Genomic DNA, 19,527 nt, shown 5'->3' on the forward strand with positions numbered 1-19,527 from the left:
CAAGGCCAGGTGTTGCACTCAGTTTTGCGACCGACTGGTTTAATAGCGGTACTTCAGCGAAAACATGAAATTGCGTGGCGCCCCATAGAATCCGTAGTTGCTGCTTACGGAAGAGAAGTATTCCTTGTCGAACAGATTGTTCAGGTTGACTGAGCCGGACAGATTCCCGGTGATTTCATAACGAGCCATCAGATTGACCAGCATATAGCTCCCTTGCCAATACAGATCCTCACCAATTCTGCTCTGCCAGTTCACCCCGCCGCCTACGGTGAGCTTGTCCAGCGCGCCAAGCAAACGATAGGTCGTGAAGGTCTTCAGATTATGCCGCGGCAGGCGTGTGAGGATCCGGTCGTTATCCTTGTCGCTGGTGATGCTATAGGAGTAGCCGCTGGTGAATTGCCAACCTTCGGCGAGTTCGCCGTTGAACTCCAGCTCCACGCCTTTGGTCGTGGCGGAGTCCGCAACGTCGTACAGGAAAGTATCGTTATTCCAGATGGCCAGATTTTCCTGTTCGTTTTTGAACACGGACAGACTGGAAGTAAGGCGCCCATCCTTGAAACTGGCCTTGATGCCGGCTTCGTAGCTGGTACCTTCTTCCGGCTCCAGCGGTGTGCCATTGTTTTCGATGATGTAGTCTTCCTGCGGCTGGAATATCTTGGTGTAACTGGCGTATAGCGACCAAGTGTCATCCAGGGCCTGCACGATGCCCACATAGGGAATGAATATTCCGCTTTCCCGGCTGCGAACGTCGTCAGCGCTCGGGTATTCCATGATTCGCTTCCAGTCGATGACACGGCTCCCCAACAGGAGGTTGGTACTGTCAGTCAGTTGGAGGCGGGAGCTCAGATAGGCACTGTACTGATATTCGTTGCGCACGCTGTTTCCGTAATCGATGAATTCGGGTTTGGGCATGCCGTCAACTTGATAGAAGTTGGGTATGTTCCTGTTGTAGCTGGGGGACAGGCCATATTGAGGGCCCTTGGCCCAAAGGTCGGACAGGGTGACCCCGGTGATCAGTTCATGTTCACGTCCGAAGAGAGAGTACGAACCCGTGGCATAGGCATCCAGGCCGATTTGCTCGGCATTGCTTATCCACAGGGAGGGCCAGAGCGTTGCCCCGGTACCGGTGGCCTGATCTATAGAACCTCTTACATTGGTGACGATTGCATCGTATTCATTCTGGGTATAGTTGAGTTCGACTTTCCCACTCCAGCCTGAGTCGAACTGCTGCTCGAGCGAGACGAAGGCATTGTTCAGCTCCTGATCGTAGTGGAGCCACTTTGGCCATTTATAGTCGGATGCGCTGAAGTCGATCCGCTGCCCGTTACTGAAAAACAGCGGCGTGGCCCGGAACTGCGAGTTGCTGTCTCTCGTCAGATTGCTGAAGCCCAGGGTGAGCAGGCTACTGTCGCTCAGATCGAATTCGCTGATGCCGTACAGAACGAAGTGATCCTGTTCGTAACGATCGACCCAGGCATGCTGGTGCTTGTAGTCGGCAACCAGGCGGCCTCGCACGTTGCCGCTTTCGTTGAGTGGGCCGGAGATGTCCATTCCACTCCCGTAGCGATCCCAACTGCCCGCCTCGGCAGTGAGGCCGCCCTGCGGTTCGTGAGTCGGGCGTTTGCGAATCAGGTTGACCGTTGCCGACGGGGTTCCCAGCCCGCTCATCATGCCCGTCGCGCCACGTACGACCTCGACCCGATCATAGATGGCGGTGCTATGCAGGTCATTGCTCAACAGGGAAGAGGTTGGTACCCCGTCGACCTGGAAATTGTTGATTCTGGAACCACGCGCCATGAAGTCGGGGCTGTCGGCGCCTATGTTGGAGTTCTGGACGATAACGCCTGCGGTAGCGTTCAGCGCATCGATCATGTTGTCGAGCCGCTGATCGTCCATACGCTGCCGGGTCAGCACAGTGACCGACTGCGGCGTTTCCTGCGGCGACAGGTTGAGGCGCGTGGCGCTGCTGGCGGACCAGGTCGTGTAGGAGCCCGTACCTTCGGTAGTGGAGCCGGGTGCCTTGCCAGAAATGGTGACGGATGAAAGCTCCAGCGTGCTGACCGCCTGCACGGCAGGCGACAGGCTGAAGTTGCCGCCACTCCCGGCAACCAGTTGTAATCCACTCCCCGCCAGCAACTGCGCGAAGCCCTGCTCCACGCTGTAACGCCCCTGTAATCCCCCACTGCGCTTGCCGTTGGTCAGCGCCGCATCGAAGGACAGCACCAGCCCCGCTTCATTGGCGAAACGACCGAGTACCGCACCCAGCGGGCCGGCGGGTATCGCGTAGGTCCGGGCGCGCTCTTCGGCGTGCGCCTGGCCAGCGCTACCCGGCAGCGGCGGGACAAGGCCGAGCGGCAGCGTCAGGGTGGCGCCGAGGATGGCCGCGGCCAGGGGGTTTCTGGTATGGGGGGTGCGTTTCATGGTTGGCTCCTGCGAATGCCTGGTTGGCTGTTTTCAGGAGAGGTCGAGCGAGCGCATGGAAATCGACAATCGATAATGGAAAATATTTTCAACTGCGAGCAAGCACCCGTACCCAATAGCGTGTACGGGTCTCGATACGTATCGGCAGCGCCTGGGCGATGGCGGCCAGGGCGCGCTCGGTATCGTCCAGCGGGTAGGCGCCGGACAGGCGCAGGCCGGCAACCTCGTCAGCGCATTCGATGAAACCTGGACGGTAGCGTTGCAGCTCGGCCAGGGTGCGGTCCAGGCGCCAGTCGTCGATCACCAGGCGGCCCTGGCTCCACGCGCTATGGCTCGGGTCGGCGGGGCGTGGCGCGGGCAGGGGGCCGTGAGCGAAGTCGAGACGCATGCCGGCTTCCACTCGGATCTCCTCGGCATTCGCCGCGTTGCGCACGGCGACCGTGTGTTCCAGCACGCTGAGTTCGGTGCGATCGTCGTATTGGCGCACGTTGAAGCGCGTGCCGAGGGCGCGCATCTCGCCATGGGCGCTGCGCACCCTGAACGGGCGCGGGTCGCGGGCGGTTTTTTCCACGAGGATTTCCCCGACGTGCAGGACGATCAGGCGCTGGGCGTCGTCATAGCGGATATCCACCGCGCTGGCGGTGTTCAGGGTCAGCCGGGTGCCGTCCGCGAGGTCCAGGCTGCGGCGTTCGCCGGTGGCGGTGCGCTGGTCCGCGAGCCACATCGGCGCCTGCCGATAGCCACTCCAGGCCAGGCTGGAAACGCCCAGGCCAAGCACCAGCCCCTTGAGCAGCGTGCGCCGCCCCGGCGGTGTCACCCCGTCCGCCAGGGCGCGTCGAGCCAGCGGGGCGGGCAGGCGGCGCAACTCGTCCTGCAACTGCTCGAGGCGCTGCCACGCCCATTGGTGAATCTCCGCTTGCCCGTGCCAGGCCTGCCATCGCTCGCGGGTCCGGGCGCAATCCGGCGCGGCACCGAGGCGTGCGTGCCACTGGGCGGCATCGCGCAGGGCCTGGCGCTGTGCCGCGAGGTTCATGCTTGCGCGTCCAGGGCGAACAGCAGGCATTGCTCGGTGGCCTTGGCCATGTACTTGGTCACCGAACTGACCGATACACCGAGGCGCCGGGCGATCTCGGCATAGCCCAGGCCGTCCAACTGGGCGAGCAGGAAGGCCTGGCGCACCTTGGGGCCGAGGCCGTCGAGCATCGCATCGAATTGCAGCAGAGCTTCGAGCATCAGCAGGCGCTCTTCCGGCGAGCAGGCCCGCAGTTCCGGCTCTCGCGCCACGGCTTCCAGGTAGGTCTGTTCCAGGCTGCGCCGACGCAGATGGTCGACCATCACCCGCTTGGCCACCGTGGCGAGGAAACTGCGCGGTTCGCGCAGGGGCTGGGCCAGGGTTCCGGCGATCAGCCGGACGAAGGTGTCGTGGCTGATGTCGGCCGCCTGTTCGCGGTCGCCCAGGCGCCTGCGCAGCCAGCCCTGCAGCCAGGCATGGTGGTCGCGGTAGAGGGTATCGACGGTTTGCCGCGATGACGGGGGCGGAGTGCTGGACACCCGAATCTCCCAGGCCTGGGCCGGTACGGATAGGAATTGATCGCGATTGTAGGCGGGAGGGAGGGTTTTGCAAACAGCCGCGCCGGCAGGGGGCGGGTGCGGCGTCCTTGCCGATGGCGAGTGCCGGGATCAGTGATTTTCGCCGTGGTGAGTCGTGAGGCAGTTCACGGCACTGGCGGCTTCAGAATCGCGCCTTCCTACCGCTCCACCATGGCATCCGCATAGCCACTGTTGGTGGCGTCTGAAGGAAAATCCCGCCGCCCCATGGTCCGTCCCGGTTTCTCTCACGGACGTTTGGAGGCTTCTCCCCCATGGGTCCGCAGCCAGGTTGAAAAAGCCGGTGATGCCGCCGCTAGCGGAATGCTGGCCTGATGCACCGAACCGTCCTTGCCTTCCACCGTCAGCCACAGCTCATCGTCGGCACGGGTGTTGCGGGGCAGGTTGATTTCCACTTCGCGGTTCCAGTGCGAACCGTCGAAGACGATCCCCGCGCCGCGCCGCGAGCGCGGCTTGCGCAGGCGCAGGTAGGCGTTGCGGATTTCCTGGTCGCAGGCATCGCAGAAACGTACCTGGTAGAGCTTCATGTGGGTACCGAACGCCGCCAGGGTGGGCAGCTTGTCGTCCGCCTCGGCAAAGGTGAAGTCCCACGGGCCGACCTTGCCGCGTACGGCATCGGCGCGTAGCAGAGGCTTTTCCGGTGTACTGGCGATGAGCGCCAGTGTGGCCAGCGGCAGCCCCACCAGGGCCACGCTGGTGGCCAGGCGTATTACGCTGCGCAACCCGCCGCGAGCCGGCGCGGCGGGGCCGGTCGCGACTGGCTTGACCCGGGCATTTGCGCCCTTGCGCGATACCGCCGCTGCCGGGGGCTGCCACGGCCACCACGGAAAATAGAACGCCAGGCCCGCTGCGGCCAGGCTCAGCCAGCCCAGCCAGACCACCAGGCCCATGCTCCAGCGCCAGGGCGGCGCCAGCAGCGCCAGCGCCAGCGCCACGGCCAGCAGTGCCCAGCCGCTCCAGTACAGCAGTGCGGGCCAGGGCGGTGGCAGGCTGCGCCGCAGCAGATGCTTGCAATGGCGCTCCATCGCCAGCGCGAGCGCGGCGAAACCCGCCAGACTGAAGAGGAAAATGCCCAGATGCCAGATCATGCAGTCCCCCCCGGCAGCAACAGCCAGCACGCCCCGTCCAGCAACAGGGTGGGCACCGCCAGCCCGACCCAGGCGCGCGTTGCGCTGCGTACGCTGAACACCCAGAGCACGATCAGGCCATACAGCAGAAAACTCGGCAGGCTGGCCGCCAACACGGCCTGCGCACGCGGCAGCGGCCAGACCAGCGCCAGCAGCAGGGTGATGGCCGAGGTCAGCGCATAGCCGCCGAAAACGGCGGCGAACACACGTGAGGCCACCGACCAGCGATAACGAGTAAGTGTCTTCATGATGCGCTGGCCTCCGACTGCCGCTGCCGCGTCGCGCCGCCGACAGCGGCACCCTGGCCGCCGGGTTGTTCGCTGTACTGCCATTTTCGCTTGAGCTTCAGCGCCAGGCCGGCGAACAGCGCGGCGAAGGCCAGCATGCTCAGGTCCACCCCGGCCAGCGCCCAGTCACCGTGGGGGATACTGACGCCCAGGTGACGGTCGCTGGTCAGCAGATTGAGCGGCGGTATCAGTACACAGGCCGCCGCGGCCATCCACAAACTCTCCACCCAGGCTTTCTTCAACGGGCGCAGCGTGGCATACAGGAATACCCAGCCCCAGGCGATGAACAGGCAATGCACCTCCCACTCGGCGCGCGCCGCCATGTTCAGCGGCAACAGCCGGTTGGCCCAGAAGTACATGACCACGGCGAACGGCAGCCCGGCGATGGTGCCCACATTGAGCACCTCCACCAGGCGCAGGCCGAAGGCATCGAAGCGCGAAGACTCCTCGCCCCGTTTCAGGTGCCGATTGCGCCGCTTCACCGTCCACAGCACCAGCCCGGTGGCGATCATCGCGCAGCCCAGCAGGCCGGAGAGGAAATACAGCCAGCGCAGCCACGCGTCGGCGAACAGGCCCAAGTGCAGGGCGATTAGCACGCTACGGGCCTTCAGCGCGGGCTTCGCGATCTCCTCAATCTCCAGCGCCTCGCCGCTATGGGCATGGTAGCGCAGCACCTGCGGGTCGTAGAAGTCCACCTGCCCGCCGCGCACTCGCCGCACGTCCACCGAGAGCGGCTGGCCCTGCTCGTGCCTCAGGCTGATGCCGGCCACCATGCCCTCTCCCCACAGCCGTTCGCCGTGCGCGACGAGCGCGTCCAGGTTGGTAGTGGGGGCCGTTACCGCCTGGTACAGCTTGTCACTGTCGAACAGTTCGTCGTAGAAGCGGTTGGTCTGGCCCTGATAGACCTGCTGGAATGCCACCGGTAGGTACTGCATGGGGAAGAACACTAGGCCGGTATAGGTGATCATCACGAAGAACGGTAGTGCCATCACGCTGCTGATGTTGTGCGCGTCCAGCCAACTGCGTTGCCCCTTGCCCGGGCGGAATGTGAAGAAATCCTTGAAGATCTTCTTGTGCGTGATTACCCCGGTGAAGATGGCCAGCAGCATCAGCATGGTGCAGATGCCCACCAGCCGGATCGCGGTGGTGTAGTCGAGGTAATGCAGCCGGTAGTGCATCACGTACAGTTGCCAGCCGCCGCCGGTGGCACGCGGCTCCACTTCGGCGCGGAGCGCGCCGCTGTGGGGGGCGAGCTGTTCCCCGCCGCGCAGGCCGAGGCCCCGCCCGCGCTCGGGCAGGTCTTCCCAGTCGATCGACAGGCCGAGCGGCTCGCGCGGTGCCATGCTCTGGTGCGGCAGGGTGATGCGCCATTCCTTGGCATTCGGGGCGACTTGCGCCAGCCGTGCCAGCGAGCGCGCCAGCATGCCATCCCGGTCGATGGCCCCGACCCGTTCCGGCAGCGGCAGTTCCGGTCGCATCCAGCGGTCGATCTCATTGTCGAAGTAACCGGCGGTGCCGGTGACGAAGACGAAGAACAATACCCAGCCGACCACCAGGCCGGACCAGGTGTGCAGCCAGGCCATGCTCTGGCGGAAACCATCCTTCATTGTTCACTCCACGCCCGCACCGCAGCGGGAAAACGAAAACCGGCCGCCCCGGCCCATGCTGCGCCGGCTGGGCGGCGCAGTGCCCAGCCGGACGATTGCATGCCCGGGCACGGATGCGCGCCGCCGCTGGGCACGGTGCCGTTCCGGCGGCGGGGAATGGCGAGGAGAGCGGTCATTGTCGCTCGTGCATGCGGCGGCATCAGAAGTCGATCTGCATCGACAGGCGATAGATACGCGGCACACCCACGGTCGCCGCTCCGGTGGTGTTGTAGACGCCTTCCCAGTAGCGCTTGTCGAAGGCGTTCATCACGTCGGCGCGCCACACGGTGGCGTGGCCTGCCAGCTTCGTCGCGTAGCGCATGCCCAGGTCGACGCGCGTCCAGCTCGGCAGTTCCTGGGTGTTGGCGCTGTCGGCGTACTGGTTGCCGGCATAGGTGCCGCGGCCGGTCAGGGTCAGGCCGGGCAGCCAGGGCAGGTCCCATTCGACGCCCAGGGTTCCGCTCCGGCGTGGCACGCCGATGGCGTCGTTGTCGTCGTATTGGCCGTTCAGGGTTTTCAGCATGATCGGGCGCAGGTACATGGCGCCACCCTGCAGACGCACGTCCTTTGCGACCTTCCCGGCGAATGTCCATTCGATACCGCGGTTGCGCTGCTCGCCATCCTGGCCATACGTGTTGATTGCGCTGTCTTTTATGACGGTGGGTTTCTCGATCTGGAAGACGCTCAAGGTCGTCAGCAGCTCGCCCATGTCCCATTTCACCCCGGCTTCCACCTGCTTGCTCTTGATCGGGCTGAACACTTTGCCGTAGTCGCTGGCCGAAGCATCGGTGACCTGGCCGCCCTCGGACAGCCCCTCGATGTAGTTGGCATAGAGCGAAACGGGAATCGACCAGGGCTTGAGCACTAGCCCTGCGGCGGGGGTCAGGGCCTTCTCGTCATAGTGGCTGGTTTCCGCGCCGGAGGAGTCGAAGCCCTTGGTTTCGACCCGCTGCTGGCGCACGCCCAGGGTCAGCAGGTAGCGGTCCTCGGCGAACGACAGGGTGTCGGCCAGGGCAAGGCTGCTCAACGTCGTCTCGGCGGTCTTGTAGCTATTCGGCTTTGCAGCCAGGACCGGGGTTCCCGGTCTGTAGAGGTTAGACGGCCAGGTGATCAGGCTGGCCACGGCGCCGCTTTCCTGAACGATGAGGTTGGCGCTCGCCACCAGGCTGTGGCCGATGCCGCCCGTGCTGAAACTACCGCGAACGCCGGTTTCGGTCGAGCGAACGTCGAAATAGTTGTTGACGACGAACGAGCGCGCAGTGAAGTCCCCCGAAGCCTGGGCATTGGCGCCGAAGGCGTTGGTCAGGTAACCCGAGCCGTCCTGCTCCTTGATGCCCGCCTTGAGATAGCCCAGCCATTGATCGTTGAAGTCGACCTCGAGCGAACCGATCGCCGCCTTGCTGCGGGAGTTGATGTAGGCGCCCGGCAACGGGTTGATGGTCGGGTCCGGGGCCTTGGGGATGTCCGCGCTGGCGAAGCTGGTCAGCAGCGGCACGCCGCCGCGCTGCTGCTCCTTGATGCTGTAGAAATCCGCCGAGGCGCGCACCCGCTCACCGCGGAAATCCAGTGCCACGGAACCGAGCGTGCGGTTTTCCTCCTGCCCGTCGATGGACAGGTCGCCATGCGCTCTGAGGGCATTGACGCGGATGCCGAATGCATTGTCCTGGCCGAAGCGGCGGCCCACGTCGAGATGCCCGCCCAGATTGGCATCGGACACATAGGAGGTCGTCAGCCGGGTCAGCGGCACATCTTCGGCGCGCTTGGGAACCAGGTTCACCGTGCCGCCTACCGCGCCGCCCAGCGACATGCCGTAGAGCAACGCCCCAGGTCCCTTCAACACCTCGACCCGCTCCATGAATTCCGATGGCGTGCGGTTGTGGGGCACCAGGCCGTACAGGCCATCCCAGGCCAACTCGTGGCTTTGTGTGTAGAAGCCTCGCATGTAGAAATACTCGCCCAGCCCTCCCACCGGCATGGAGCTGTGTACCGCGGGATCGTTGCGGATCACCGACATGACCGAGTAGGCCTGCTGGTCTTCCATGGCCTTGGCCGTGTAGCTGGTGATGTTGAAAGGCGCATCCATCACATCGGTATTGCCCAGCAGGCCGAGCCGCCCGCCGCGCGCCACCTGACCGCCAGCGTAGGCTTCCGGCAGATCGCCGGAACGGGTCGCCCCCACCATCACTGGCGCCATCTCCAGCGCCATCCCGTCCTGCGATACGGGGCGTACGCTGAGTGTGCCGCTATCGCTGACGAACACCACCAGCCCGCTGCAGGGCTTGCTGTGCACTCAGCTCGCCGCGCACCGCCGGCGCCAGCTTGCCCTGCACCAGCGCCGGGTCGAGGGAGATGACCCGGCCGCTCTGGCGGGCGATGGTGTTGAGGGTGTTGGCCAGGCTGCCGGCGGGCAAGTCGAAGGCGACAAGCCGCTGCTGCGTGGCGGGTGCTTCAGCGGCATGGCTGACCGGGCCGAGGATGGCCAGGGAAATGGCGATGGCGAGAGGCCAGGGCTGGTACATGGAGCACTCCTGTTTTGTGTGTTGTCAGGAGATAGGTGGGATGAGAAATGAAAACCGGACACGGATGGGAATGTTTTTCCCGGAAGAGGCCTGGCACGGTCTATCGCCACAAGCCACAAGCCACAAGCCACAAGCCACAAGCCACAAGCCGGAAGTGGAGTTGCCGGGGGCGTCGTTCCTGATGTGCCCTGCGCTAGCTGTGATCTCTCGGTAGATTGTTCATCCGGGGCCGACCAGGGTCAGCCAGGGGCCGTAGCGTTCGATGCTGATCGGCAGGGTTTCCCCCAGGGCGCTGAGGGCGCGGTCGCTGTCGTCCAGCGGGAACACACCCTGAACGCGCAACTGGCGCACCTGCGGGGCGACGCGGATCAGGCCGCTCCGATAGGGGCGCAGGGCGTCGATGACGGCTTCCAGTGGCTCGTCCAGCACGCTCAGGCGGCCCTGCAGCCAGTCGGCACGGTGCTGCTGGTCGTCCAGCGGCTCGATGCTGTCCGCGTGCAACAGGGCGGCCTGGCCCTCCCCCAGCTTCAGCGCGCCGCCTCCGTCCAGGCTGACGCGCACCGCATGTTCCAGCACCACCACGCGGGTGGCCCGTGGTTCCTGGCGGACCAGGAAGCGCGTACCCAGGGCGCGGGCCTCGCCCTGGGCTGTGAGCACCCGCAGCGGGCGGGCCGGGTCGGCGGCGGCCTGGATCACCAGTTCGCCGTGGCGCAGCCGCAGGAGCCGCTGGTTGGCGCTGAAATCCACGTCGACGGCGCTGTCGGCATTGAGGAACAGCCGGCTGCCGTCGTTCAGTGCGACATCACGGCGTTCGCCCGTGCCGCTGTGGTAGTCGGCCAGCAGCGCCTGGCCGGGGCGGCTGCCCGCTGCGAGCCAGAGGCCGCCGCCGAGCAGGCCGAGGCCGGCACAGGCGCGCAGCAAGTCGCGGCGCGAGGTGCCGGGTTGCAGCAGCAGGTCGCGCGCGCTGTCGCTACGGTCGAGACGGCGCAGCGTTTCATAGGGGGCGCCCAGGCGTTGCTGCAGGTGCTGCCAGGCCCTGGCATGGGCGGGGTCGGCCTCCAGCCAGCGCTCGAACGCCGCCTGCTGGCCGGCGTCGGGCTGGCCGGCGCGCAGGCGGACCATCCACGCGATGGCCTGTTCGGCGGCCGTATCCAGGCTCATGGTGCCGGCTCGGCCAGGTAGCACTGGCGCAGGGCCTGGGTCATGTAGCGGCCCACGGTGCGTTCGGAGACACCGAGGCGCCGGGCGATCTCCACATGGCTGAGGCCGTCGAGCTGGCTGTAGAGGAAGGCTTTTTTCACCGCCAGCGGCAGGCCTGCCAGGCTGCGGTCGATGGCGACCAGGGCTTCGAGCAGCAGGCTGGTGTCTTCCGGCGACGGGGCGAACCGCTCCGGCAGGGCGGCCAGTCGCTCGAGATAGGCCAGCTCCAGCCGGCGCCGCCGCTGGCGGTCGAAGATCAGGCGGCGGGCGATGGTGGAGAGGTAGGCGCGCGGCTGCTCGAGGGTGTCGGGGTCGGTGCGCGAAGCCAGGAGCTGGCAGAAGGTTTCCGCTGCCATGTCTTCGGCGTCGGCCCGGTTGTTCAGGCGGCGCTGCACGTGCTGCAACAGCCACCGATGGTGATCGCTGAAGAAGAATCCCAGCTTGCTGGAGGGAGAGTCGGGCACGGAGAATACCGCTCGTTTCGAATCGTTCTCATTCTATAGAGCTTTGCCGCCGTCCAGCAAATGCGCATGGCCGATGAACGAGGGCGGGCCGTCATGGAATCGTCATGCCTGGCTCCTAAGGTCAGCGGCTTGCAGCTTTGGAGCACCGCCATGCACGATCAAGAACCGACCGATCTCGAACGTATCACCTGCCTTTCCCGTCGCGGCTTCATCGGCATGGGTGCCCTGGGCGCCGCCGCCTTCTTTCTCGGCGGGCTGCCGCTGGCTGGCGCCCATGCCGGCCCGGCGCGCGGCAGCCGGCTGCTCGGCTTCGACAATATTGCCGCCTCCACCCTCGATGCCATCAGCCTGCCGCCCGGCTATCGCTCCCGGGTGCTTATCAGTTGGGGTCAGCCGTTGGCCGAGGATGGCCCGGCATTTCGCCATGACGGCGGTAACAGTGCCGCCGAGCAGTTGCAGCAGTTCGGCGACAACAACGATGGCATGAGTTTCTTCCCCTGGCCGGACGATGCGGACCGGGCGCTGATGGCGATCAACAACGAATACGTCAACTACCAGTACCTGCTGGCCCATGGCGGCCTGCCGCAATCGGCGGAGGATGTGCTCAAGGCGCAGTCCGCCGAGGGGGTGACGGTCATCGAGGTGCGGCGCCAGCAGGGTGAGTGGCGTTTCGTATCCGGCTCGCCCTACAACCGGCGCATCCATGGCAACACGCCGATCGGTGTCAGCGGGCCCGCGCGTGGGCACGCGTTGCTGCGGACCGCCGTCGATCCGCAGGGTATCGAGGTGCTGGGCACCTTCCAGAACTGTTCCAGCGGCCAGACGCCCTGGGGCACCTACCTGACCTGCGAAGAGAACTTCACCGACTGTTTCGGCAGCAGCGATCCGCAACAGGTGCTGGATGCCGACCAGAAGTGCTACAGCGTCACCCATGCCAGCGTGAATAACGACTGGCATCGCTTCGACCCGCGCTTCGATATCGCGCGCAACCCGAACGAACTCCACCGGCATGGCTGGATCGTCGAGATCGACCCCTTCGATCCGCAGTCCCGGCCGCTCAAGCGCACCGCCCTGGGCCGCTTCAAACACGAGAACGCGGCGCTCGCCAGCACTCGCGACGGGCGGGTGGTGGTCTATATGGGCGACGACGAGCGAGGCGAGTTCATCTACAAGTTCGTCAGCCGCGACCGCCTGCAACCCGGCGCTGCCCGCGCCAACCGCGATATCCTCGATCACGGCACGCTCTATGTGGCCAGCTTCGATGCTGGCGATGGCGACCGCGACCAGCCCAGGGGGCGCGGGCGCTGGATCGAACTGAGCCATGGGCGCAACGGGCTGACCGAGGCCAATGGCTTCGCCAGCCAGGCCGAGGTGCTGATCCGCGCCCGCCAGGCTGGCCGGCAGGTCGGTGCGACACGCATGGACCGCCCGGAGTGGATCGCGGTCAGTCCGCATGACGGGCAGGTCTACTGCACCCTGACCAACAACAGCAAGCGTGGCGAGGACGGCCAGCCGGTCGCCGGGCCCAACCCGCGCGCCAACAACCTCTACGGGCAGATCCTGCGCTGGCGTGAGGATGGCGACGATGCTGCCGCGCATAGGTTCGACTGGGACCTGTTCATCATCGCTGGCAACCCTGTGGCGCATCCCGATAGCCCGAATGCGGGGTCGCGCCAGATCGATGCCGACAATATGTTCAACAGCCCGGACGGCCTGGGTTTCGACCGCGATGGGCGGCTCTGGGTGCTGACCGACGGCAAGTACAGCAACAGTGGCGACTACGTGGGCATGGGCAACAACCAGATGCTCTGCGCCGACCCGCAGAGCGGCGAGATTCGTCGCTTCATGGTCGGCCCGGTGGGTTGCGAGGTCACCGGCCTGGCCTTCGCCGCGGACTACCGGACGTTGTTCGTCGGCATCCAGCACCCTGGCGAGGAAGGTGGTTCCGGCTTCCCCGACCATGTGCCTGGCGGGCGCCCACGCTCCTCGGTGCTGGCGATCACGCGGACGGACGGTGGTGTGATCGGGGCTTGAGTGGCTGTAGGCGGTACAGGGCAATCGCGCTATGCACGGCAAAGCGCCGAAAAGAGCGCTGGAGGCTTGAGGCTTGCCCACCCACACAAGCCGGCGAAAGGGTAATAGAATAACGGCCTTCTCCTTCGGAGCGCGCTGTCATGCTCAAACCCTACAAAGCCAGGATGCCGTTGGCCTGTACGCCGCACGACCATTCCCATTGCGTCAACGATGCGCTGGCCAATGCCGAAACCCTGTGTTCCCGCCAGGGGGTGCGCCTGACCGCCTTGCGCAAGCGCGTGCTGGAGCTGGTCTGGGATAGCCACAAGCCGCTCGGTGCCTACGATATCCTGGCGGTCCTGAGCGAACAGGACGGGCGCCGCGCGGCGCCGCCGACGGTCTACCGGGCGCTGGATTTCCTGCAGGAGAACGGCCTGGTGCACCGCATCGCCTCGCTCAACGCCTTTATCGGCTGCAGCCACCCGGAACATCCGCACCAGGGGCAGTTCCTGATCTGCCGCCACTGCCATACCGCCATCGAACTGGAGCAGCCGGTGATCGCCGAGACCATCGTCGCGGCGGCCCAGGCGGTAGGGTTCAGCGTCGAGGGGCAGACGGTCGAGGTGGTTGGGCTCTGCACTTCCTGCCAGGGCGCGGCATGAGCGAAATCCTGATCCGCCTCGATGATGTCGGCGTGCGCTTCGGCACCCAGGCGGTCCTCGATGGTGTGCGGTTGCGTGTCGAGCGTGGCGAAATCGTCACCCTGATCGGCCCCAATGGCGCCGGCAAGACCACCCTGGTGCGCAGTGTGCTCGGGCTGCTCAAGCCGGACAGCGGCGAAGTGTGGCGCAAGCCCAGGCTGCGCATCGGCTATATGCCGCAGAAGTTGCACGTGGATGCCACCCTGCCGTTGTCGGTACTGCGCTTTCTGCGCCTGGTGCCGAAGGTGGACCGGGCGCGGGCGTTGGCGGCGCTGGCCGAGGTCGGCGCGGCGCATGTGATCGACAGCCCGTTGCAGCGTGTCTCCGGTGGCGAGCTGCAGCGCGTACTGCTGGCCCGCGCCCTGCTGCGCGAGCCGGAGTTGCTGGTGCTGGACGAACCGGTGCAGGGGGTCGATGTCGCCGGCCAGGCCGAGCTGTACCGGCTGATCGGGCAGTTGCGCGAGCGCTACGGTTGCGGTGTGCTGATGGTTTCCCACGACCTGCACCTGGTGATGAGCTCCACTGACCAGGTGGTCTGCCTGAACCGCCATGTCTGCTGTTCCGGCCACCCCGAGCAGGTCAGCGCCGATCCGGCCTTCATCGAGCTGTTCGGCCAGGATGCACGCAGCCTGGCCATCTATCACCACCACCATGACCATAGCCACGATCTGCAGGGCGGGGTCGTTCCGGGCCTGAGCATCCACGGCCCGGTCAAGCCGCACGTCCATGGAGATGGCTGCAAGCATGCCTGATTTTCTGTTCAACGCGCTGCTCGCCGGGCTCGCCCTGGCGCTGGTGGCCGGGCCGCTCGGCTCCTTCGTGGTATGGCGGCGCATGGCCTATTTCGGCGACACCCTGTCCCATGCCGCGCTGTTCGGCGTCGCCCTCGGATTGATGCTGGACATCAGCCCGACCCTGGCGGTGACGGTCGGCTGCGTACTGCTGGCGGTGCTGCTGGTGACCCTGCAACAGCGCCAGCCGCTGGCGTCTGACACGCTGCTCGGTATCCTCGCCCACAGCACCCTGTCGCTGGGCCTGGTGACCCTGAGCTTCATGCACGAGGTACGTATCGACCTGATGGGTTATCTGTTCGGCGACCTGCTGGCCGTGGGGCCGGTCGACCTGGCGTGGATTCTTGGCGGCAGCGCGCTGGTGCTGCTGATCCTCGTGCTGCTGTGGCGGCCGTTGCTGGCGATCACCGTGCATGAAGAACTGGCACGGGTCGAGGGCTTGCCGGTGGGCGCCATCCGCCTGGCACTGATGCTGCTGATCGCGGTGGTGATCGCGGTGGCGATGAAGATCGTCGGCGTGCTGCTGATCACCTCCTTGTTGATCATTCCGGCGGCGGCGGCCCAGCGTCATGCGCGCACCCCCGAGCAGATGGCGCTGGGCGCCAGCCTGCTGGGGATCGTCGCGGTGTGCACCGGGCTGGCGCTGTCCTGGTACCAGGACACGCCGGCCGGGCCGTCCATCGTGGTCAGTGCGGCGACGCTGTTCCTGCTCAGCTTCGCCGCGCCGCGCCGCAACGCCTGATCAGGCCGGCACCGCCCTGGCCTGCGGCTCGCGGGCCCAGATGCGGTGCTGTGCCAGGGCCTTGGTGAAGGGGGCGAAGACCTTGGCCACGGCGCCATCGTCGCCGCCCAGCAGGCCATCGTCCGCCGGCAGGCCGAGCCGTTCGAGCAACTCGCGGGCATCGCCGAGCACGGCGATCGGCTTGAGGTGCTTGTAGGCTTCCAGCAGGTAATGCTTGGCCACCCCGGATTGCCCCAGCGTCTCGACGCTTTTCGCTCCGCCCGGCACGAACACCGCGTCGAAGGCGATCGACGGCAACCCCTCCAGCGAGGCATCCACCTCCAGGGTCTTGCCGGCGGCGGTTCGCACCGGCGCCGAGGTCGGCCCGAGCACCTTGGCCGTGGCGCCCTTGGCATGCAGCTTTTTCTGGAACGCCGCCACTGCCTTGGCATCGACGCCGTCGGCCACCAGGATCGCCACCTTGCGCGTCCTGATATCGCCCGAGAGCAGGTTGCGCTGGCTCAGCGCCGGCGAAGGCTGCTGCTTGGCGGGTGGCTTTACGGTGCCGCTGTGCGGCGCCGGCAGGCCGAGGTTGGCGGCCACCTGCGCCGCCAGTTCCAGGTCGATATTGGCGAGGATTTCGTTGACCTGGCGTTCACGGATCCACGCACGCTCGACCTTGCCCAGCTCGAAGCTGTAGGCGTCGATCACATGTCGCTGCTCCGGCTGGCTGAGGCTGTGGAAAAACAGCGCCGGCTGGCTGAAGTGGTCGGCGAAGGACGGGCTGCGCTCACGTACCTTGTGTGCGTCGATACGCTCGGGGTAGCTCTCGAAACCGCCGCCGCTGGCCGCCGGCGGGGTTTCCCTGGGCCAGCCGCCGTCGATCGAGTTCGGCTCGTAGGAGGCGCGGCCCTTGTGCACGCTGCCCTGGTGGTGGGCGTCGCGCTGGTTGTTGTGGAACGGGCAGACCGGCCGGTTGATCGGGATCTGGTGGAAGTTCGGTCCGCCCAGGCGGCTGAGCTGGGTGTCGGTATAGGAGAACAGCCGGCCCTGCAGCAGTGGGTCGTCGCTGAAGTCGATGCCGGGTACCACATGCCCCGGGCAGAAAGCCACCTGCTCGGTCTCGGCGAAGAAATTGTCCGGGTTGCGGTCGAGCACCAGCCGGCCCAGCGGCGTCACCGGCACCTGTTCCTCGGGGATCAGCTTGGTCGGGTCGAGCAGGTCGAAGTCGAACTTATGCTCGTCCTCTTCCTCGACGATCTGCACGCCGAACTCCCATTCCGGGTAGTTGCCCTGCTCGATGTTCTCCCACAGGTCGCGGCGATGGAAGTCGGGGTCCTTGCCGGCGAGTTTCTGCGCTTCGTCCCAGACCAGCGAGAACACGCCCTGCCTGGGCTTCCAGTGGAATTTCACGAAGCGCGACTTGCCCTCGGCAGTGACCAGCCGGAAGGTATGCACGCCGAAGCCCTGTATTGCGCGCAGGCTGCGCGGGATGGCGCGGTCGGACATGGCCCAGATCACCGCATGCGCCGACTCGGGGACCAGCGAGACGAAATCCCAGAAGGTATCGTGGGCGCTGGCGCCTGTGGGCACCTCGTTGTGCGGCTCGGGTTTGACCGCATGCACGAAGTCCGGGAACTTGATGGCGTCCTGGATGAAGAACACCGGCACATTGTTGCCGACCAGGTCGAAGTTGCCCTCATCGGTATAGAACTTGATCGCGAAACCACGGATATCGCGCACCGTATCGGCCGAGCCGCGCGGCCCCTGCACCGTGGAGAAACGTATGAAAACCGGCGTCTTCTTGCCCTTGCCGGCGAGGAAACCGGCCTTGCTCAGGGCGCTGTGATCGGCGTAGCTCTCGAAGTAGCCGTGTGCCGCCACGCCACGGGCATGCACGATACGCTCGGGAATGCGCTCGTGGTCGAAGTGGGTGATCTTCTCGCGCATGATGAAATCTTCCAGCAGCGAGGGCCCACGGTTGCCTGCCTTCAGGGTGTTCTGGTTATCGGCGATCTTCACGCCCTGGTTGGTCGTCAGGGCTTGGCCGCTGGCGTCGGAGCGATAGGTCGCCAGGCTGTCCAGCTTGGCGTTGTGGTTGCTGCGATCGAGCGTATCGGTGCCGGCCAGATCGCTCTGGCTGGGTGCGTTCTTCTTGGTCATTTCAGGCCTCACGGGGGCGGGTTCACAGGGCGAGAAGCGACCTCTACGGCAGGTGCTTTCTTCATTCTTCCCATTCAGTGACCCTGGCCTGCGCTTATGGGTTGCAGCCGTACGTCGGCACATCAAGCATTCGGCGAAAACGGTTAGAATGGCCGCCTTGCACCCACAAGGTTCGCCCGTGATCGAATTCCAGCAAGTCCACAAGACCTACCGTGCCGATGGCCGGGAAATACCTGCACTGCATGCCACCGATCTGCGCATCGAAGAGGGCGAAGTGTTCGGCCTGATCGGCCATTCAGGCGCCGGCAAGAGTACTTTGCTGCGCCTGATCAATCGCCTCGAAGAGCCTTCCGGAGGGCGCATCCTGGTCAACGACGAGGATGTAACCGCCCTCGATGCCACTGGCCTGCGGCGTTTTCGCCAGCGGGTCGGCATGATTTTCCAGCACTTCAACCTGCTGTCCTCGAAGACCGTCGCCGACAATATCGCCATGCCGCTGCGCCTGTCCGGCGCCTGGAATCGGGTTTCGCTCGATCGACGGGTCGCCGAGCTACTGGAGCGGGTCGGGTTGCGTGAGCAGGCACACAAGTACCCGGCGCAACTGTCCGGTGGGCAGAAGCAGCGGGTCGGTATCGCCCGCGCCCTGGCCACCGGGCCGGACCTGCTGCTGTGCGACGAGGCGACCAGCGCCCTCGACCCGCAGACCACCGCCCAGGTATTGCGCCTGCTGGCCGAGATCAACCGCGAACTGAAGCTGACCATCGTACTGATCACCCATGAGATGGACGTGATCCGCCGTGTCTGCGACCGGGTGGCGGTGATGGATGGCGGGCGCATCGTCGAGCAGGGCACGGTGGCCGATGTATTCCTGCACCCACGGCACCCGACCACCCAGCGCTTCGTGCTGGAGGACGAGCAGGTCGACGAGCATGAGCAACTGGCGGACTTCGCCCAGGTGCCGGGGCGCATCCTGCGCCTGACCTTCCGTGGCGAGGCCACCTACGCGCCACTGCTGGGCCGCGTGGCCCGCGAGACGGGTGTCGACTACAGCATCCTTGCCGGACGCATCGACCGGATCAAGGACACGCCCTATGGCCAGCTCACCCTGTCGCTGGTGGGCGGCGACCTGATCGCCGCCGTGGCGCGCCTGGAAGCCGCCAATGTTCATATCGAGGTGTTGCGCTGATGGGTGCCTTCTTCATCAATGTCGACTGGTACGAAATCTGGTTGGCGACCCTGGATACCCTGCTGATGCTCGGTGGCTCGCTACTGTTCACCATGCTGCTGGGGCTGCCGCTGGGTGTGCTGCTGTTTCTCTGCGGCCCGCGCCAGTTGTTCGAGAACCGGGCGCTCCATGGCGCGCTGTCGCTGTTGGTCAATGTGCTGCGCTCGCTGCCGTTCATCATCCTGCTGATCGTGATGATCCCGCTGACGGTGCAACTGGTGGGCACTTCCCTGGGGGTGGCTGGCGCCATCCCGCCACTGGTGGCCGGTGCGGCACCGTTCTTCGCACGGCTGGTGGAGACCGCCCTGCGCGAAGTGGATCGCGGCATCATCGAGGCGACCCAGGCGATGGGCGCCAGTACCCGGCAGATTATTTTCAACGCCCTGCTGCCTGAGTCCCGCCCCGGGATCATTGCCGCCGTCACGGTGACGGCCATCACCCTGGTGTCCTACACCGCGATGGCGGGCGTGGTGGGTGCCGGCGGCCTGGGCGACCTGGCGATCCGCTTCGGCTACCAGCGCTTCCAGACCGACGTGATGGTGGTCACGGTGGTCCTGCTGCTGGTGCTGGTGCAGATTCTGCAAACCCTGGGCGACAAGTTGGTGGTACATTTTTCGCGCAAGTGACATACCAAGGGCGAG

17 protein-coding genes are annotated in these 19,527 nt (G+C 65.6%); 6 read left to right on the forward strand and 11 right to left on the reverse strand.

Features of this window, described 5'->3' with window-relative positions:
* Positions 1-39: 39 nt before the first annotated feature.
* The 10 genes from DNJ95_RS09955 to DNJ95_RS10000 form a co-directional block, all read right to left on the reverse strand.
* The gene (locus DNJ95_RS09955; RefSeq protein WP_131184575.1) at positions 40-2,421 is read right to left on the reverse strand and encodes a TonB-dependent siderophore receptor; all 2,382 of its coding nucleotides are present in this window, start codon (positions 2,419-2,421) and stop codon (positions 40-42) included.
* A gap of 88 nt (positions 2,422-2,509) precedes the next feature.
* Positions 2,510-3,454, reverse strand: a complete 945-nt coding sequence (locus DNJ95_RS09960; protein WP_131184576.1) for a FecR domain-containing protein — start codon at positions 3,452-3,454, stop codon at positions 2,510-2,512.
* Positions 3,451-3,972 (reverse strand): sigma-70 family RNA polymerase sigma factor, encoded by a 522-nt coding sequence (locus tag DNJ95_RS09965; RefSeq protein ID WP_242671943.1) that lies wholly within the window; start codon positions 3,970-3,972, stop codon positions 3,451-3,453. Before DNJ95_RS09965 ends, DNJ95_RS09960 begins: the two co-directional genes overlap by 4 nt.
* Before the next feature lie 284 nt (positions 3,973-4,256).
* The gene (locus DNJ95_RS09970) at positions 4,257-5,117 is read right to left on the reverse strand and encodes a DUF3325 domain-containing protein (RefSeq protein WP_131184578.1); all 861 of its coding nucleotides are present in this window, start codon (positions 5,115-5,117) and stop codon (positions 4,257-4,259) included.
* Entirely contained in the window at positions 5,114-5,404 is a 291-nt protein-coding gene (locus DNJ95_RS09975; protein WP_131184579.1) for a DUF3649 domain-containing protein, read from the reverse strand. Before DNJ95_RS09975 ends, DNJ95_RS09970 begins: the two co-directional genes overlap by 4 nt.
* Positions 5,401-7,050: a PepSY-associated TM helix domain-containing protein gene (locus DNJ95_RS09980; protein ID WP_131184580.1), complete on the reverse strand. Its 1,650-nt coding sequence runs from the start codon at positions 7,048-7,050 to the stop codon at positions 5,401-5,403. Before DNJ95_RS09980 ends, DNJ95_RS09975 begins: the two co-directional genes overlap by 4 nt.
* Before the next feature lie 199 nt (positions 7,051-7,249).
* Positions 7,250-9,379 carry a TonB-dependent receptor gene (locus DNJ95_RS09985; protein WP_242671942.1) on the reverse strand — a complete coding sequence of 710 codons (2,130 nt, stop codon included), beginning with the start codon at positions 9,377-9,379 and terminating at the stop codon, positions 7,250-7,252.
* Positions 9,333-9,608, reverse strand: a complete 276-nt coding sequence (locus tag DNJ95_RS09990; RefSeq protein ID WP_131184581.1) for an STN domain-containing protein — start codon at positions 9,606-9,608, stop codon at positions 9,333-9,335. The genes DNJ95_RS09985 and DNJ95_RS09990 overlap by 47 nt, the downstream gene beginning before the upstream one ends.
* Positions 9,609-9,827: 219 nt before the next feature.
* Positions 9,828-10,769 (reverse strand): FecR domain-containing protein, encoded by a 942-nt coding sequence (locus tag DNJ95_RS09995; protein ID WP_131184582.1) that lies wholly within the window; start codon positions 10,767-10,769, stop codon positions 9,828-9,830.
* Positions 10,766-11,272 (reverse strand): sigma-70 family RNA polymerase sigma factor, encoded by a 507-nt coding sequence (locus tag DNJ95_RS10000; RefSeq protein WP_131184583.1) that lies wholly within the window; start codon positions 11,270-11,272, stop codon positions 10,766-10,768. The genes DNJ95_RS09995 and DNJ95_RS10000 overlap by 4 nt, the downstream gene beginning before the upstream one ends.
* A 150-nt stretch (positions 11,273-11,422) precedes the next feature.
* On the opposite strand from DNJ95_RS10000, the gene DNJ95_RS10005 reads away from it, so the two are divergent.
* The 4 genes from DNJ95_RS10005 to znuB all read left to right on the forward strand — a co-directional run bounded on the left by DNJ95_RS10005 (position 11,423) and on the right by znuB (position 15,519).
* Positions 11,423-13,306, forward strand: a complete 1,884-nt coding sequence (locus DNJ95_RS10005; RefSeq protein ID WP_131184584.1) for a PhoX family protein — start codon at positions 11,423-11,425, stop codon at positions 13,304-13,306.
* Between the two features lie 140 nt (positions 13,307-13,446).
* Entirely contained in the window at positions 13,447-13,947 is a 501-nt protein-coding gene (gene zur, locus DNJ95_RS10010) for a zinc uptake transcriptional repressor Zur (protein ID WP_131184585.1), read from the forward strand.
* Positions 13,944-14,738 (forward strand): zinc ABC transporter ATP-binding protein ZnuC, encoded by a 795-nt coding sequence (znuC, locus tag DNJ95_RS10015; protein ID WP_131184586.1) that lies wholly within the window; start codon positions 13,944-13,946, stop codon positions 14,736-14,738. The genes zur and znuC overlap by 4 nt, the downstream gene beginning before the upstream one ends.
* Entirely contained in the window at positions 14,731-15,519 is a 789-nt protein-coding gene (gene znuB, locus DNJ95_RS10020; RefSeq protein WP_131184587.1) for a zinc ABC transporter permease subunit ZnuB, read from the forward strand. Before znuC ends, znuB begins: the two co-directional genes overlap by 8 nt.
* On the opposite strand, the gene katE is transcribed toward znuB, so the two are convergent.
* The gene (katE, locus tag DNJ95_RS10025) at positions 15,520-17,661 is read right to left on the reverse strand and encodes a catalase HPII (protein ID WP_131184588.1); all 2,142 of its coding nucleotides are present in this window, start codon (positions 17,659-17,661) and stop codon (positions 15,520-15,522) included.
* 178 nt (positions 17,662-17,839) lie between these two features.
* Here katE and DNJ95_RS10030 point away from each other — a divergent pair, with 178 nt between their 5' ends.
* Positions 17,840-18,847 carry a methionine ABC transporter ATP-binding protein gene (locus DNJ95_RS10030; RefSeq protein ID WP_131184589.1) on the forward strand — a complete coding sequence of 336 codons (1,008 nt, stop codon included), beginning with the start codon at positions 17,840-17,842 and terminating at the stop codon, positions 18,845-18,847.
* A complete protein-coding gene (locus DNJ95_RS10035) occupies positions 18,847-19,512 on the forward strand; it encodes a methionine ABC transporter permease (RefSeq protein ID WP_131184590.1) in 666 nt (221 codons plus the stop codon). The genes DNJ95_RS10030 and DNJ95_RS10035 overlap by 1 nt, the downstream gene beginning before the upstream one ends.
* Positions 19,513-19,527 lie beyond the last annotated feature (15 nt).

Origin of the sequence: Stutzerimonas kirkiae (genome assembly GCF_004327335.1) — a bacterium.
GTDB lineage: Bacteria > Pseudomonadota > Gammaproteobacteria > Pseudomonadales > Pseudomonadaceae > Stutzerimonas > Stutzerimonas kirkiae.